This is a genomic window from Asticcacaulis solisilvae, from assembly GCF_017875235.1.
Classification (GTDB): Bacteria; Pseudomonadota; Alphaproteobacteria; order Caulobacterales; family Caulobacteraceae; genus Asticcacaulis; species Asticcacaulis solisilvae_A.
In genome coordinates this window covers 76,215-91,794 of record NZ_JAGGMI010000015.1, presented here as the reverse complement: position 1 = coordinate 91,794, position 15,580 = coordinate 76,215, and the positions used below count along the sequence as shown (strand labels likewise).

At 62.1% G+C, this 15,580-nt stretch carries 12 protein-coding genes; 7 read left to right on the top strand and 5 right to left on the bottom strand.

Features of this window, described 5'->3' with window-relative positions; genetic code table 11:
- Nucleotides 1–442: 442 nt before the first annotated feature.
- Nucleotides 443–1,180: a DoxX family membrane protein gene (locus J2X24_RS19465; protein ID WP_209725201.1), complete on the bottom strand. Its 738-nt coding sequence runs from the start codon at nucleotides 1,178–1,180 to the stop codon at nucleotides 443–445.
- Between the two features lie 270 nt (nucleotides 1,181–1,450).
- On the opposite strand from J2X24_RS19465, the gene J2X24_RS19460 reads away from it, so the two are divergent.
- From J2X24_RS19460 to J2X24_RS19450, 3 genes are all read left to right on the top strand, one after another.
- Nucleotides 1,451–2,290 carry a helix-turn-helix domain-containing protein gene (locus tag J2X24_RS19460; protein WP_209725198.1) on the top strand — a complete coding sequence of 280 codons (840 nt, stop codon included), beginning with the start codon at nucleotides 1,451–1,453 and terminating at the stop codon, nucleotides 2,288–2,290.
- An 81-nt stretch (nucleotides 2,291–2,371) separates the two neighbouring features.
- Nucleotides 2,372–2,599, top strand: coding sequence for an AbrB/MazE/SpoVT family DNA-binding domain-containing protein (locus tag J2X24_RS19455; RefSeq protein WP_209725196.1), 228 nt, complete (start codon nucleotides 2,372–2,374; stop codon nucleotides 2,597–2,599).
- A complete protein-coding gene (locus tag J2X24_RS19450; protein ID WP_209725194.1) occupies nucleotides 2,596–3,009 on the top strand; it encodes a type II toxin-antitoxin system death-on-curing family toxin in 414 nt (137 codons plus the stop codon). The genes J2X24_RS19455 and J2X24_RS19450 overlap by 4 nt, the downstream gene beginning before the upstream one ends.
- 102 nt (nucleotides 3,010–3,111) lie before the next feature.
- Here the strand turns inward: J2X24_RS19450 and J2X24_RS19445 are convergent, their stop codons facing one another.
- Nucleotides 3,112–5,907, bottom strand: a complete 2,796-nt coding sequence (locus J2X24_RS19445) for a TonB-dependent receptor (protein WP_209725192.1) — start codon at nucleotides 5,905–5,907, stop codon at nucleotides 3,112–3,114.
- Nucleotides 5,908–6,295: 388 nt separating this feature from the next.
- On the opposite strand from J2X24_RS19445, the gene J2X24_RS19440 reads away from it, so the two are divergent.
- Nucleotides 6,296–7,198 (top strand): LysR family transcriptional regulator, encoded by a 903-nt coding sequence (locus J2X24_RS19440; RefSeq protein ID WP_209725190.1) that lies wholly within the window; start codon nucleotides 6,296–6,298, stop codon nucleotides 7,196–7,198.
- 178 nt (nucleotides 7,199–7,376) lie between these two features.
- Here the strand turns inward: J2X24_RS19440 and J2X24_RS19435 are convergent, their stop codons facing one another.
- Together J2X24_RS19435 and J2X24_RS19430 are read right to left on the bottom strand one after the other, a co-directional pair.
- Nucleotides 7,377–9,977 carry a glycoside hydrolase family 2 protein gene (locus tag J2X24_RS19435; RefSeq protein WP_209725188.1) on the bottom strand — a complete coding sequence of 867 codons (2,601 nt, stop codon included), beginning with the start codon at nucleotides 9,975–9,977 and terminating at the stop codon, nucleotides 7,377–7,379.
- 215 nt (nucleotides 9,978–10,192) lie between these two features.
- The gene (locus J2X24_RS19430) at nucleotides 10,193–11,179 is read right to left on the bottom strand and encodes a mechanosensitive ion channel family protein (RefSeq protein ID WP_209725186.1); all 987 of its coding nucleotides are present in this window, start codon (nucleotides 11,177–11,179) and stop codon (nucleotides 10,193–10,195) included.
- 148 nt (nucleotides 11,180–11,327) lie between these two features.
- Between J2X24_RS19430 and J2X24_RS19425 the strand changes: the two genes are divergently transcribed.
- Complete coding sequence (locus J2X24_RS19425) at nucleotides 11,328–13,073, top strand: SLC13 family permease (RefSeq protein WP_209725184.1); 1,746 nt, start codon at nucleotides 11,328–11,330, stop codon at nucleotides 13,071–13,073.
- A 125-nt stretch (nucleotides 13,074–13,198) separates the two neighbouring features.
- Here J2X24_RS19425 and J2X24_RS19420 read toward each other — a convergent pair whose 3' ends face one another.
- Nucleotides 13,199–13,603 carry a hypothetical protein gene (locus tag J2X24_RS19420; RefSeq protein WP_209725182.1) on the bottom strand — a complete coding sequence of 135 codons (405 nt, stop codon included), beginning with the start codon at nucleotides 13,601–13,603 and terminating at the stop codon, nucleotides 13,199–13,201.
- Between the two features lie 346 nt (nucleotides 13,604–13,949).
- On the opposite strand from J2X24_RS19420, the gene J2X24_RS19415 reads away from it, so the two are divergent.
- Both J2X24_RS19415 and J2X24_RS19410 read left to right on the top strand, forming a co-directional pair.
- Complete coding sequence (locus tag J2X24_RS19415; RefSeq protein WP_209725180.1) at nucleotides 13,950–14,135, top strand: hypothetical protein; 186 nt, start codon at nucleotides 13,950–13,952, stop codon at nucleotides 14,133–14,135.
- Between the two features lie 28 nt (nucleotides 14,136–14,163).
- The gene (locus J2X24_RS19410) at nucleotides 14,164–15,510 is read left to right on the top strand and encodes a serine hydrolase (RefSeq protein ID WP_209725178.1); all 1,347 of its coding nucleotides are present in this window, start codon (nucleotides 14,164–14,166) and stop codon (nucleotides 15,508–15,510) included.
- The last annotated feature ends 70 nt before the right edge of the window (nucleotides 15,511–15,580 follow it).

Below are 15,580 nucleotides of genomic sequence, written 5' to 3'. Positions count from 1 at the left end.
CCGTCTGCCGCTTGCCCTTGTGGGCCTGTTGTAAAATGACGGAGCCGCGGGCTTAGGCGGCCCAATCCAGTTGGGGAGACAGCCCTTGCGGAGAGAAATCCGCACCGGCGCCGGTACGGAAAGCCCTTCCCTCGATAAGGGGAGAGCTAGTGAAATAAGCCGGGTTGACGGGATTGGATTGTAAAAATTTTACCTGTGATACCGGTCACACGAAAACGGATGCCGCGCGACAAGACAATGGCTTGGCGATGAGGGAGTTTGCGGATTGACCTCAGGCTAGGCAGCACATCTCCTCCCTATGCGTAGCATGGGGAGGGGGACCCCGAAGGGGTGGAGGGGTATAACAGGCAGTTTTACCCTCCGCCGTTTGCTGGCGCAAACGCCACCTCCCCACCGCTTCGCGCTAGGGAGGAGGGACGGTGTCAACGCGTACCTGTAAAAATCACACCTTTGTCGCCGTAGCGTAACTGCGGATCACCCATGCCGCGCCCGCAATGGCCAAAGCCACGCACACCATGGTCCATTCCAGCTGGCTTGCCGGGGCGGCGATGACGCGCGGCACGTGCAGCAGAATCACAAACGACGCGCACATGGCGGCTTCCATGCCCGCCGCCAGCCGCGCCTTGACGCCGGACACCAGAGCCAGGCCGGCCGCAAGATGGCCGGCGCCGGTGAGGTACGCAAAGGCCAGCGGAAAAGGCAGCCACGCCGGCACCATCTTCGCCGTCGGATCGACATAGACGAAGTGGCTCAAACCAAACACCACGGCGCACAGTCCAAAGACGATCCGCGCGCCCTGAAGCATACGGGCGTCCTGCCTGTGGGCGCCGATCAGCGCCAGACCCGCGGCCATCAAACAGCCTGTTTCGGCCATGCCAAGCCAGAGATAGAGCTGCGTCGGCTGCTGTGCCACCAAGGGCCCGTGAAAGACAAACGCCCAGACGCCGAACAAGACTATGGCCGACACCGCGCCCGCGAACGCCAGCCGCCTGACGGCCAGCGCGATCCCGGTGGCGACGAGCCACAGCGCGCTGACGATCGCCGCAAAGGGGATGAGCTTTACCCACTCCGGAGCGGATTGCCACTGCAGGGCAAAGTCCCGAAAGACCAGGCAGACCGCACCCAGACCCGCCATCCCCGCGGCGAACGGCAGACGGTTCACTAAAGACAAGTTGTTCATATCGCTGTGTTTCCCTGACCTTTTTTCATCGTTTTTGCGCGCGCGAAGGTGCGTGTCCGGCGGCGATAACCCGCGATATGCCGAAAAGTGTGCAGCGGTTTTCGGCCTAATCTCGCGGCAAAGTAAGCCGGCCGGACACGCGGACGCGGCGGGCGCAGGCCCAGCCTAAACCATCGCGCCGGCGCGAAATTGTATTTATTTAACCTCCGGCCAAAAATTTCGCCGTCCGATTCCGGTTGAAAATCCGGGGATATGGCGGACAATATAACCATGTCATTCCAGGCCTACACACCGGGCTATCCGCTGAACCGCTACGTGCGCTACTTCTACGCCCCGACGGGCACGATGCCGTACCGCGAGGAAAAGGTGCTGCCTTCGCCCCAGACCGACCTGAAGATCAATTTCGGCGGCGGTTTCCTGGCGAAACGCCCTGGCGACGCCGAATTCTTCGCCGTCGACCCAAGGGGTTGGTTCATGGGGGTCTGGGACCAGTACCACACCGTCGTCTGGCCGAATGATCCCGACTTTATCGGGGTCAGTTTCTGGCCGGGCGGCGCCCACAGCCTCTTGGGAATCGATGTCAACGCGGTGCACAACCAGCTCGTTCCGCTCGATGACGTCTGGCGCCGGTTTGCCGGGGAACTGCGTGAACGGCTTTACGGGGCGGGCGGTGTCCAGGCGCGGTTCGTCCTGCTGGAACGCCTGCTGATGGCGCGCCTGGACCGCGCGGCCAAGTTCGAAAAGATCGCCCGGGCGCTCGAGGCGTTCAGGGCCGATAATGGCCTGGGCGAGCATGGCGACCTCTTTCCGCTGCCCGATTTCACGCCCAAGCATATGATTTCGCTGTTCAACTGCGTCGTCGGCGTCCCGCCCAAGCGGCTGGCGCGGCTCTACCGCATCCAGCAGGTCATCGACGCGGTCGACGGAAAGCGCCCGTCAAGCTGGACTTCGGTCGCTCAGGACTTCCTGTTCTCGGACCAGGCGCATTTCAACAAGGAATTCAAGTTCTTCACCGGTCATACGCCAGGCGACTACCTGGCCCGGCGCCGGCGCGTGTTTTCGGAGGCTCCCGAACACGCGGTACATACGCGCTTGCTGCCGGTGGGATAGTGGGGCGGAGCTGGCCTGCTCTGCCTTGAATTTCTAATATCCGTCATTATAATGTTTATAATAATGTGACGAGACGCTATTATGAACACATTGAAACTGACCGCCATCGGCACGTCCACGGGCGTCGTCATTCCAAAGGAAATGCTGAGCCGGCTAAACGTCGCCAAGGGCGACACCCTATACGCCGTGGAGACGCCGGATGGCGGTTATCGCCTGACGCCATATGACCCCGGCTTTGCCGAGAAGATGGACAAGGCGGAATCGATCATGCGCCGCTATCGGAATACGCTCAGCGTCCTGGCAAAATGACGGACTGGGTGTGGCTGGAAGAGCGGGAGGCGTTGGCCATTCATGGCCGCTCGCTCGTCCTGCACGGAGGACCGGATGGCGTCCGGGATGCGGGCCTGCTGGCATCCGTCCTGGCCAGGCCGAAGCAATTGATGGCCAATGGCGGCGAGGTCGACGTGGTGTCACTGGCGGCCGCCTATACGGCCGGCATAGTGCAAAACCATCCTTTCATCGATGGCAACAAGCGTACCGGCTTTATCCTCGGCATCTTGTTTCTGGAACTCAACGGCATGGTGTTCGAAGCGAGTGAGGCGGCCGCTACAGAAGCCGTGTTGGCGCTCGCCGCCGGAACGTGGACGAACGTCGATTATGAAGGATTCCTCAGGGACAATTGCCGCCCGGAACAGGCGGCGTCGTCATCCGCTCTTTGAAGTACCGGTATGCCTTGCCGGCACCGCCGAAGAAAAAGGCTGCCACCCGAGGGTGGCAGCCAGTTGATCGCGTCTTCACAAGGAGGAGTCGGCGACGGGGAGCTATTGCTTGTAACGGATACCCAGGAAAATGCGGGAGCCGAAGGTTTCGTTGCCGATGACGCGGGCGTCGGCATTATATTCGACACGGACCTGGTCGGTCAGGTTCACGCCTTCCAGGAACACCGTCCAGTTGGGATTGACGTTGAAGTTGACCGCGGCATCCAGCGATCCATAGGCCTTGTTGAACTCGGGCAGGTTGCCGCGCCCGGCCGGGGTGATGAGCCACTTGTCACGCCAGTTATAGGACAGGCGCGCGCTCATCCGGTCGGTTTCGTAATAGACCGAGGTGTTGTAGCTGGTCTTGGACAAGCCGGGATAGGGCAGGGTGGCGCCCGTCAGGAGATCGGTGCCCTTATAGCCCTTGTCTTCCTGGACCGTGACATTGGCCAGGATGCCCAGGCCGTTGAACGGCGCCGGCAGGAAGTCCAGCGCGTATTGCACGCCGGCTTCGAAGCCGGAGATCTTCACGGGGTCATCGACATTGACCGGCCGGCTGATGCTGTAGGTGATGCCATCGACATCCTCCGGTCCGACCTGATTGACGATGAAGCGCGAGATGTTTTTCTGGAACAGGGTGAAGGACCAGAAGCTGTCCGAATTGATGTAGTGCTCAAGGCCCAGGTCGAACTGCGTCGCCACGAACGGCAGCAGTTCCGGATTGCCACGTGAGCCGGTCAGGCCGACTATGTCGGTGGAGCGGCGCAGGGCCAGCTGGCTTGGGGCAGGGCGAGACATCACCTTTGTCGCCGTAAAGCGGCCGACCCAGCGGTTGGGCACGAACTTCATGCGCATGTTGAACGACGGCAGGAACTCCGAATAGCTGCCTTCGCGGACCCCGGGCACGAAGGTGACCGTCGAACCGTTTTGGACACGGTTGAAACCGCTTGAGCGCGTGTCCGTCTCGATATAGCGGCCACCGATCACGCCATCGATCGGGAAGGGGAAGTCCTCATCAAAGCGGAAGCCCATCTGGAGGTAGGCGGAATCGGTGTTTTCCTCGACCGTCCAGGTGTCGAGGAAGTTCTGGTAGCTGCCCATCGTGCCGGCATTGGGGTTTGTCGCCATCACGTCCATGGTTGTGCCGCTGGCGGCGATGGTGGCGTAATAGGTGTCGTAGGTGTTGTCGAGCCACTGGCGGACGCCGCCGGAATAGCCAAGGTCGCCCGTGCTGAAGAACGGAATGTCGTTGACCGTTGAATTGGCGTTGACGATCGACTGCAGCGTCGCGGCCGGAACGGCGTGGACGACCGTGGCGCCCGAACTGGTCGGCATGGGGGTCCGGCCGGCCAGTCGGATGGTGCGCTGGTACAACAGGCTGTCATTGGTGACTTCGCTGCGTCCGATGCCGAACTTGACGTTGTTGACCCACAAGGAATCGACGGGCGTCCAGGTGGCGTTGAGGCGCACGGCGGCTTCGTCGGCGATGTTGTCACGTGGATTGTAGATGGCGTCGAGCTGGTTCACGCCCTGGCCGGTCGTGACGTCCAGTCCCGGAAAGGTGAACTGCGGCGACCCTTGCGATCCCGTATAATCGACGATCGCGCGCGGCACGCCGAAGACATAGGCCGTCGAGTTGATTTCGTCGTTGTGGACATCGCCCTTGGAATAGGAGGCGCGGCCGTCGAATGTCCATTGGCCGATATTCCACTTGCCGCCGACGGCGCTGGTATACTGGGTGCGCGTCAGGCTGCCGAGGATATTGCGGTAGGTCAGGTCGATGGGGAAGGCGGCGGTGGAGACCAGTTCAATATGCGAGGCGGTATTGTCGTCCCCGACGGCCGAATTGGCATAGTCGATTTCACCGGCCGAGCCACTCAGCTGCAGGAACTGGCTGTAGACGTCCTCGGTGGCGGTGGCATAGGTCAGCTCGGCGAACAGTTGCAGGTCGCTGTTCGGCCGCCATTCCAGGACGCTATTGAGCGCGGTGCGCCGGGTGTCGCGGCGGTCCATGATGAGGCGCGGGATTTCGGGCATCCAGTCGTTGACGCCGTCGCCATTGAGGTCGGAGTCGCGGCCGGTGGGACCGTCGGCGCGTTCGCGCGCGGCGTCTTCGCGGCGGATCCAGCCGGTCGTACGGGCATTGTTGGAGAACAGGTGGCGGTCTTCGAAGGTGGCGCTGACCAGGATGCCGATCGTGTCATCGGCGAAGAGGCGCGAACCGATGATGGCCAGCTTGGGGTCCCAGGTTTCCGACAGATTGGAATAGACGCCCTGGGCCGAAGCGGCCAGGAACGGCCTGCGGCTGTCAAACGGCCGGCGCGTGACAATGCGCACCGTGCCGCCGACCCCGCCTTCGGTCATTTCCGGCGTCACCGATTTGACGACCTCTAGGCGCGAGATGAACTCGACCGGCAGGTCGCGGAAGTCGACCGCGCGGTCACCGGCGCCGACCGTCAGCGACATGGCGGTCGAGCCGTTGACTTCGACGCGGGTCTGGTTCGGGTCGCCGCCACGAATGGAAACGCCCCGGCCTTCGCCGTCCTGACGCGAAATCTGGACACCCGTCACGCGCTGCAGCGCTTCGCCGAGATTCTTGTCCGGGAATTGGCCGACATCTTCGGCGGTGATGGCGTCGACGACGTTCACGGCGTCCCGTTTGACGTTCATGGAAGAGCGCAGCGAATTGCGGATGCCCCGTACGACGACCGTGTCACCATCGGTTTCGGCCGCCGGCGCACTGGGGCTGGCCGTCTCCTGGGCATGGGCCGGCGCGGCAAAGGTAAGCGTGCCCGCGCCCAGCATGGCGGCGGTGAGGGCTATAACAGACGCATGGGTGCGCCAGCTGGAATGGATCATGATTACGTCCCTGAGTTCTGTTTATTTGGACTTGGTGCGATCACTTCGTAGCGAAGATGATTGCATATGATTGTAATATTCGAGTCATCGAAATTCAATGCACTGGAAATTAAATTAATTATAATAGTTGTTTAAATGGCACATTTAATTTGAAATTACTTATAACGCACACAAAATCGCAGCCTTTTCGCAGTAAAGCGAGGCATTCGTTCGTAGCGTTGCTTAAAATTGAATACGCATTACATGTGGCGCATGTGACGTGTGGTCGGGATCACAGTGCGATCAGCTTCCTTGCCGAAGCACGAGCACTTTATCATTTGCCATTCTGGTGGAAAAATACGAAATTTCCGCCATAATATAGAAAAAATCTATAGCGGAGCGCGAGCGAATGGACCGGACCCTGCTTCAATTCCTTGCCGTCGCCGATGCCGGCTCGATCAGCAATGCAGCCGAGCGGCTGCACGTGACCCAGCCGACCCTGACCTTTAACCTGAAAAAGCTGGAAAGCGCGTTGGGTGTCAGTCTGTTCGACCGGACCTCGCGCGGCATGCGCCTGACGGCCTACGGCCAGACGCTCTATCAGCATGCGCTTGTCATGAAGCGGCTGCACGAAAATGCCCTGGAATCGATCCAACGCCAGAAGAACAATTTTGAAAACGGCATCAGCGTCGGGTCCGGCTATACGGCCTGGGCCACCTTCCTGCGCGGCCTGGTCTTCGACTACCGCACCCAGCATCCCCATGTTCCGATCAATGTCAGTCTGGGCAACGTCCTGCGCCTGATGGATCAGTTGTTGGCGGGCGATATACTTGTCTTTGTCGGGCACAAGGTGGCGGACCTCGATCCGGACCTGGGAACGGATTTTGAAGCCATCGGGCGGCAACAGGACGGCTTCTTCGTCCGCCGGGGGCATCCGCTGCTGGAAGGACTGCGGACGCAGTCCGATTTGAAAGCCTATCCTTCGACCATCGCCTTTCCGTGGGAAAGCCATCAGAAACGGCTGTCGAGTCTTGTCTTCGCGGACGGAACGGCGGGCAAGGCGTTCACGTCAAACTCACTCCAGGCCTGTCTCGACTATGTCAATGGCACCGATGCGGTTTTGCAGCACGGCGAATTGATGGCGCAGGAGTTTGAGCGCCACGGCGTGTATAAGATCCGTCTTGCCCCCGGCGAGGCGCCGGACCCTGTGCGGATGGGGGTCTATTATCTGCGGGAGCGCAGCAGCGATCCGCGCGTTATCGCCCTTGTCGACGAAATCAAGCGGCGCGCGGTCCCTGTCTACACGGCCTGAGCGCGTGGTGCGCGGCAATGTGCGCCAGCAATCAGTCCGGGATTGCGTTTCGTGCTTGTGCCTGCACGACTGGGGGGGGCAGCAGGCCCGCGCCAGAAGCGGATACACCCCCCGTCTTCATTAACGCCGCTGCATAGTTGGACACCTACCATTTGAGCAACACCGCCGCCCCGTCCCCCTACTCCGCGCGCAGGGCGCCGGTGATCTGGATCTCGGACACGCCGACCACGCCGTCGCCGGACGGCCAGAGTCTCAGACGGACATTGCGGCCTTCACGGGCTTCGGTTTCAAGCTCGCGCGTCTGGCTGGCGTCCATGCCGGGGATCTGTTCCACCAGCTTCTGCCAGTTGCCCTGGCCATCCTGGATCTCTGCGACGTAGCCGTAAGGCGCGGCCTCAGGGAAGGTCACTTTCAGCCGGTGGACTTCCACGACGCGTTCCATGTCCACCGTGACGCTCATCGCCGTGTCGCCGGCCGCCGGCGCCCAATAGGTCGCGGGATCGCCGTCATTGACCAGCCGCGAACTGTGGTCCGGCGCGTTCGAGCTCGAGAAGGTCGGGTTGTTCAGCCCGAACACCATGTCGCCGGCATACTCGCGGAGCGGCTTGACGAAAGGCACATAAGGCCGGTCGGCGGCGAGCGGCGTCTTGCCCGCCTCAAATACAGGCCCCGTCAGCGTGCGGATGTCCGCCACCGCGTCCTTGAGGCCCGGCGATGTGGCGCGCAGCCGGGTGACGCCCGACTGCCAGCTGCGCATGGCGATGGCCGCTTCGCCGTCGCGAATCACGATATCGGTGTCGGGTGAGAAATCGATCGCGCGTCCGGTCGGCAGCTCACCGGGGCCGGATTCGATGGCCAGCCGGACCGGCGGGCTGTTGCTGAGGCGGCGGCCTTCCGCATCGACGACGCTGACGATAACCTGAACGTCGTCCGTGCCGTCGGCGCGGCGGATGACCGGCGCGCTGGTGGTGATGCGCAGCGCCGCGGGCGTGCCTTCGACCGGCCATACGGGCGGCGGGACCTTGGCATAGGCGTTGCGGTACCAGTAGTATTGCCGCTTGGGCAGGCGGAAATAGTCGATCATCCCCATGCCGCCGAAGCGCTTGCCGGCGATCGAGCCGTGGTCGAACCCGGCCCAGATGACTTCGCCCGAGCGCCAGGGCAGGCGCCAGGACCCTTCCTTGGTCTTGTCCGCGCCCTTGGTGTTGACCAGGTCTTCGAAGCCCGGTGCGTAGGCGCCCGGCCGGTCGGCCATCGTCACTCCGTATTCGGCGACGAAGTTGGGAATGCCGGGGTCGGGGAAGAGGCTGGCGCCGTCGCCATTATAGCCGGCGATGTCGCCAAGCTTGTCCATCTCGCCGCGTTGCGCGCCGTTGATCGAGGCCGGGCGGCTGGGGTCAAGCTCATGCGACAGGGCGACCATTTCCTTGAGCAGGCGGCGCGCCTCGGGCAGGGTCTTGCCTTCTGTGAAGAAGACCTCGTTGTTCATGCCCCAGGCGACGATGGACGGGCTGTTGCGATTGATGCGGATCATCTCGGCCAGCTGCTGCTTGGCGCTGGCGTCAAAGGCCGCGAACTGGGCGGGATCGGACGGGTAGGCCGGCGCGCCCCACGGGTTTTTGAAGCCGGCCGTGCCCCAGAACGGCGCTTCCGACAAGAAGAGCATCCCCAACTTATCGGTCGTTTCGGCGAAGTGCGGATCGTGCGGGTAATGCGAGCCCCGGATGAAGTCGAAGCCGGCGTCCTTGATCATGCGGACGTCGCGCTCAATCGCGCCATTGGTGACCGCGTCGCCCCATCCGGCCTGGTCCTGGTGGACGTTGGCGCCTTTGAAATAGAGGTGTTTGCCGTTGAGGAAAAAGCCCCGGTCGGCTGTCCATTCGAACCAGCGGAAACCGAAGCTGGTTTCAAACCGGTCGCTCAGCTTGCCGTTGACGCGCAGCTGCGTCACCGCGCGGTAAAGCACCGGGGTGGCGGGCGACCACAGGGCCGGCCTGGCGATCGGCGCCGAAAGCTGGCGGGCGATTGTCATCTCGCCGGGGGACAGTCGCAGCGTGTCCTTGGGGAGCACGGCGACCGTCGCGCCCTTGGCGTCGATAATGCGCGTCTCGACCGTCACATCGGCGGGTTGCGGGCTGTCGTTGCGGACCTCGGTTTCGACATTGACCTTGCCCGACTTTGCCGACAGGTCGGGCGTCGTCACGCGCGTCCCTGTCCACGGCACGTGCACCGCGTCGGTCGAAACCAGCCACACGTCACGGTAAAGACCGCCACTGAAGACATGTTCGCCGGCGCGCGGCGCCAGGGTCGCGTCCCAGTCATTGTTCACCTTGACCGCGACGACGTTGCGCCCGGGCTTTACAGCGTCGGTGATATCGACGGGAAATCCAGTATAGCCGCCGCGATGGTGGGCCAGCTCGATGCCGTTGACGTAGACGCGCGCGTCCTGGAACGCCCCTTCGAATTCGAGCGAGAACCGCTGGTCCGAGGGCTTCGCCGGCAGCACGAAGGTTTTGCGGTACCAGCCGTCGCCGGTATAGAAGTCCGCCGCGCGAAAGTAAGGCATGCTGAAACTGTGCGGGAGGCCGACGGCTTCCCAGCCGCCGTCGTCAAACGCAGGGCTTTGCGCGTTCTCGCTGCCGCCGAGATGGAACCGCCAGTCGGCGTTGAAACTGGTGCGCGTGCGGGCAGGGGCCTCGGCGACCGGCGTGGTCGCTGCCTTGCGCGGGGGCGCGGCGCTTGTGTCAAATGCCAGAAGCGCCACAACAGCGGCGGCCATTATGGTCCGGATAGGGCTTTGCACCGCGTCCTCCATGAATTGTTATTTTTGCGGAGGCTTTGGGTGGCTATTCAACGCGACAACGACACGACCACCCATATCCGTCCATGAATGTCATGTATAAAAATCATTTCCACATATGACAAGAGATATCGTCGTCCGGTCGGAGCGAAAGCAGACCACCGCAGCGCGCCCATATATCACCCGGTACGCGGTCACGGCTTCGGCGGCGGGTCATCCTCGGGTTCAGGCGGCAGGTCGGTGCGCAGGTCGCGCTCCGCGTCGTTCTGCGACGGCGTAACCACCTCCGGCTTGGGCAACTCCCTGGTCTTCATACCAAGCGCACCAAGGGCGTCCTCACCGGTCAACCCGAAGAAGCTGCGGACATGAAGGTCTGATTGCGGGAAAGGCACCTCGACGCATTCGGCGCGCAAGGCGTCTTCGATGGCCCAGTTATAAGCCGCCGTCAGGGCGGCCGGCCGACGCACGGCGTCGGGCGTCGGCCAGACGACCAGCTCGAACTCAAGCGCGTTTTCGCCAAAGCCGGTCAACCAGACCTGTGTGCGCCGGCTGTCCGTGTCGGGCATGGTAAAGGAAACGTCGTGGGCGGCCCTGAGCACGGCTTCCCTGACCTTGGCCTTGTCGGACCCGTAGGCAACCCGGAAAGGCACGTGGATACGGCGGGTACCACCGCGAAAGGTCCAGTTGATCACCTGGTTTTCGATGATGGTCGAATTCGGTATGGCGACATTCAGGCCATCATTGGTGCGCAGCCGCGTGGCGCGCGGCCCGACTTCGGTGATTTCTCCGCGCAGCCCCTCATTGATCTGGATGAAGTCGCCGACGCGGATATTCGGATCGAAGATGATGACCAGGCCTGAAACGAACTCCTTGACGACGCCCTGCAGACCCAGGCCAACACCCACGCCGATGGCGCCGGCGAAGACCGCCAGCGAGGTCAGATCAAGCCCGGTCACGGACAGGGCCAACATGCCGCCGAAGATGATCAGTCCGTAGGTGACGAGCTTTTCGGCGACATACAGCGACGCATTCGCCCGCACGGTCTGCTGGCGGGCGCGCTGGAAAAGCTGCCGCACGAGGCTCGAAGCCATGAAGGCGCCGATAAAGATGAGCAGCGCCAGACCGATATCCTGAGCCAGGTTACCCCAGTCAAATCGCCGCAAGCCGTCCAGTACGTTCATGGCCGCAGGTGAGGGGCGTGGCCGTAAGAAGGCAATAGGGTTTGTCGGACACTGAACGACATCCCGATTTTACAAATTTCCGGGCGGGACCGGATGGGAAAGCTTTGTGGCGTGATGTGTCCTGACGCCTTGTTCACCGGACAACCGTATGGACCTCAGTTCGATTATTCCCGCCTACTGGCTCAGTGCCGGCATACTGGTCGCCGCCCTGATCATGTTCGTGTCCGAAAAGATACGGCATGACCTGGTCGCATTGCTGGCGCTATTGGCGGCCGTCGCCACCGGCCTCGTCGCCCCCAAGGATGCGCTCAATGGCTTCGGCGACCCGGCCGTGGTGGCGGTGGCCTCCGTGCTGGTTGTCGGCCGGGCGCTGGAACTCAGCGGCGTGGCCGGGCGGCTGGCGCGCGTTGCGCTTCCGAAGAATGGCGGGTTCAGCCTGCAACTGGCCGTGCTGATGCTGATGGGCGCCTTTCTGTCGGCCTTCATGAACAACATCGCGGCCCTGGTCATAGTCATGCCGCTCGGCGCCGAGATCGCCCGCCTGCATAAGCGGCCGCAGGGTGCGGTCCTGATGCCCCTGGCCTTCGCGACGATCCTGGGCGGCATGACGACGCTGATCGGCACGCCGGCGAACATGATCCTGTCGTCCGTTCGCGAAGATCGCCTGGGCGAGCCCTTTGCGTTTTTTGCCATGACGCCGGTCGGCGTGGCGGTGTCAGTGGCCGGACTGGCCTATCTTGCCCTGGTGGGCTGGCGGCTCCTGCCCAGGAGGACGAGTGCCGAGGACGGGCAAATGCCCTGGCGCATCTTTGAACTGCAGCTTATTGAGGCGGTCACCCTGGCGCGGTCCGAGGTGGCGCGGCAGTTGCGCGAGACGTCGACGCGGCTCCTGGGCTTCGTTCGCCGCGGCCGCCACCTGCCGTGGCCCCAGGATGATCGGCTGAAGCGCCGGGACCGCCTGGTTCTGTTGACCCGCGCACGGCCCGAGGACGTCGCCGCCGCCGTGGCCTTTCCGGTCGCCTCTCCAGCGCCGGAGCCGAGCGACATCACGGCCCACATGGTCATCGGCAATAATTCGCTGCTGGTCGGACAGCGCTATGAGGCCATCAGCCTGCGCAGCAACGGCGAGGTCAGCCTGACCGGCGTCGGCCCGCGCAAGGGCGGGGACCTGGTTCCCATGGAAAGCCTGATCTTCCGCACCGGCGACCAATTGTTTTTAACCGGCAGTCCCGAAGCGATATCGACCTTTGCGGCCCGCGAACGCCTGCTGGAGGTCGACCGCAGCGATCCGGCGCCCATGGATGGCCGCAAGGCTGCCATGACGGTCGGCATATTCCTGATCGCCATAGGTGCGGCGGTATTCTTTGATGCGCAGCCGGCGCTGGCCTTCCTGGCCGCCGGCGTGGCGATGGCCGCGCTCAGGCTCATTCCCGGCCGCGAGACCTATCGGTCGATCGATTGGAGCATAATCGTTCTGCTGGCCGCCATGATCCCGGTCGGCCAGAGCTTCGAGACGAGCGGCGCGGCGGGCATTGTGGCTCAGGCCGCAGGGAATGTGCTGGCCGGGACGCCGCTGATAGTCTGCCTGGCCGCGGTCTGCGCCATGACCCTGGTGCTGACCATCATGCTCAACAATGTTGCCACTGCCCTGATCATGGGACCTTTGGCGATCCAGCTGGCGGGCCTGTTGAACGTCAGCCCGGACGCCGTTCTGCTGGCCGTCCTCATCGGCACGTCATCCGACTTCCTGACGCCGATCGGCCACCAGAACAACCTGCTGGTCATGGGCCCCGGGGGCTACAAGTTCAGCGACTACTCCCGCGCCGGGGCGCTTCTGTCGCTTATTGTCGTTGCGACCTCGGCGACGGTCCTGAGTTTGATCTACGGTGGCTAAGGGGCATCGGCGCGATCGCAGCAGACGTTGGAGGCCTTTGCATCTATAGCCGGCAGGTGCACAGTCCCGGTAACGGAGAAGCATGTCCACTGCCGATTAAATCGCTCGCGCCAGACTTCTGCGCCTCATATCGCTCTGGATCGGTAACGAGCCCACGCTGCTCCCAGCCAGCCTTTTTCCCGAGCCACAAGCAAGACTATCAATTCCAGCGGCCACGCCACGCTGGAAAGGCAACCAAGCACAAGCGCCGGTATCAAGCCAATGGTTCCGCCAACCACCACTCCCTTTTCCATGATGGCCAGGCCCCAGGCTAAAAGAAAGGCGGTCACACCAGCTATGCAGCCCAGCGCGACGTAGGTCACCACCAGGAACTCTTCCCAGTCTTCCACGACTGAGGCGATTGATGCGAGAAGGCCGCAGCCGACAACTGCCGCGACAAGGTACCAGAAAGGCCGATTCCTCATGTCGCCTCCCTGCGGGCTATGCCAGGCTAAACGCACGGATTTAAGCAGTCCATCGAAGACGTTCATTACAGTACCGCACCTAATTTATCTTGCCACATAGATTGCTAGCACGACTTAAGGCGAAAGCTAGCAAGTTTATTAGAGCGATATGGCGAAAAGTGCCAAGAAGCGTCTTTGGGGTTTTCGCCTTAAATATCGCGACAAAACAAAAACTTAGATCGGTATGATGTTTCCACTTAAAATCATACCGATCCAGCCTGTCCGACACAGCATTTCAGGAGGACAGCATAGCTGTTGTCACAACTGTTGCAAGGTTCGGGGCGGCACGACGCACCTTCGACGGCCCGGTCCGATACACCTTTAGCAACGGCAGCGCGTACGCGCTTCGACACTCTTGCATGGTCCGCATTTCATGGTTCACCGTATCTCGACGCGCGGCGGTCGGCGGCTCGCGCTGTTCAACAACACGCCGGTAGTCGCCCCCGGCGCCGAACTCAAGGTCCGTTACGTTTTCAATCCGGACAGCGGCGCCGTTCCGGCCAATCTTACGCTCAGCGAAGGTGACAAGACCGTCGAATTCCCGATTTCAGGTTTCTGACACTCCTTTCAAAACAGGGGCCATGCCCATGCGATTCCGTAGTTTTCTAGCCGTCACCGCCGCTTTCGCGGCCCTGGCATTTCCGGCCGCCGCCGCCGACAACGTCCAGAGAATGGACGAGATCATCCAGTCCTACGTGAAGTCGAACCAGTTCATGGGGTCTGTGCTGGTTGCGCGCGGCGACGAGATCGTGCTGGACAAGGGATATGGCTACGCCAACCTGGAATGGATGATTCCTGGAACGCCGGATACCAGGTACCGGCTGGGGTCGGTCACCAAGCAGTTCACCGCCGCCGCGATCCTGCTGCTGCAGGAAAACGGCAAGTTGAAACTCAGCGATCCGGTCAAGGCCTGGTATCCAGATGCGCCGGCGACGTGGGACGGGATCACGCTTCGGCACCTGCTGACACACACATCGGGCATCCCCAACTTTACCGGCTTCCCGGATTACCCAACGCAAAATACTCTGCCTACGACGCCGGAGAGGACTATCGCCCGCTTTCGGGACAGGCCGCTGGACTTCCGGCCCGGGGAAAAGATGAGCTACAGCAATTCCGGCTATGTCCTGCTGGGCCATGTCATCGAAAAAGCCTCCGGCGTGCCCTATGCTCGCTTCGTGCAGGACAATATCTTCACGCCGCTCGGCATGAAGGATTCAGGGTACGACACCTTTACATCCGTTATTCCGAAGCGGGCGTCGGGCTACCGCATGTCGCCGGAAGGCCCCGTGAACGCACCATATGCCGATATGACCATACCCTTTGCGGCCGGCGGCCTCTATTCGACCACGCACGACCTGCTCAAATGGGAAAATGCTTTGTTCGGCGGCAAGCTGCTGAAGCCTGAATCATTGCAGGCCATGCTGACGCCATCGGCCACGTCGAACTATGCGCTGGGTGTCGAGGTCGATCAAAGCAAGGGCCAGCGGCGCATTACGCATTCCGGAAGCATCGAAGGCTTCAACACCGTGCTCACGCACTTTCCCGATGAAAAGCTGACCATTGTCGTCCTTGGCAATGTGAATGGCGGCGCTCCGAGCAGCATTGCGGAGAACCTTACCTCCGTCGCCCATGGCGAAACCGTGGTTCTGAAATCCGAACGGCCAGCCGTGTCCGTCGCCGCCGACGTGCTGCAAACCTACGCTGGTGTTTACGAGGTCGCGCCTGGCTTCACCCTGACCGTAACGGTCGAAGCGGGGCAATTAGTGGTCCAAGGCAGCGGTCAGCCCAAGCTGCCGCTGGCCGCGGTGTCCCAAACCCGGTTCTACGCTTCCGCCGTTGACGCCGACATCGCGTTTTTCAAAGACGGTTCCGGCAAGGTAAGCCACCTTGTCCTGTACCAGGGCAATCGCGAGATGACAGCGAAAAGAAAGTAAGGCCAAGTCTGCTACGAAGGCCACACGCGTTCGCTTCGTATCAGGACGGGCTCTCTCTCTCTCTCTCTCT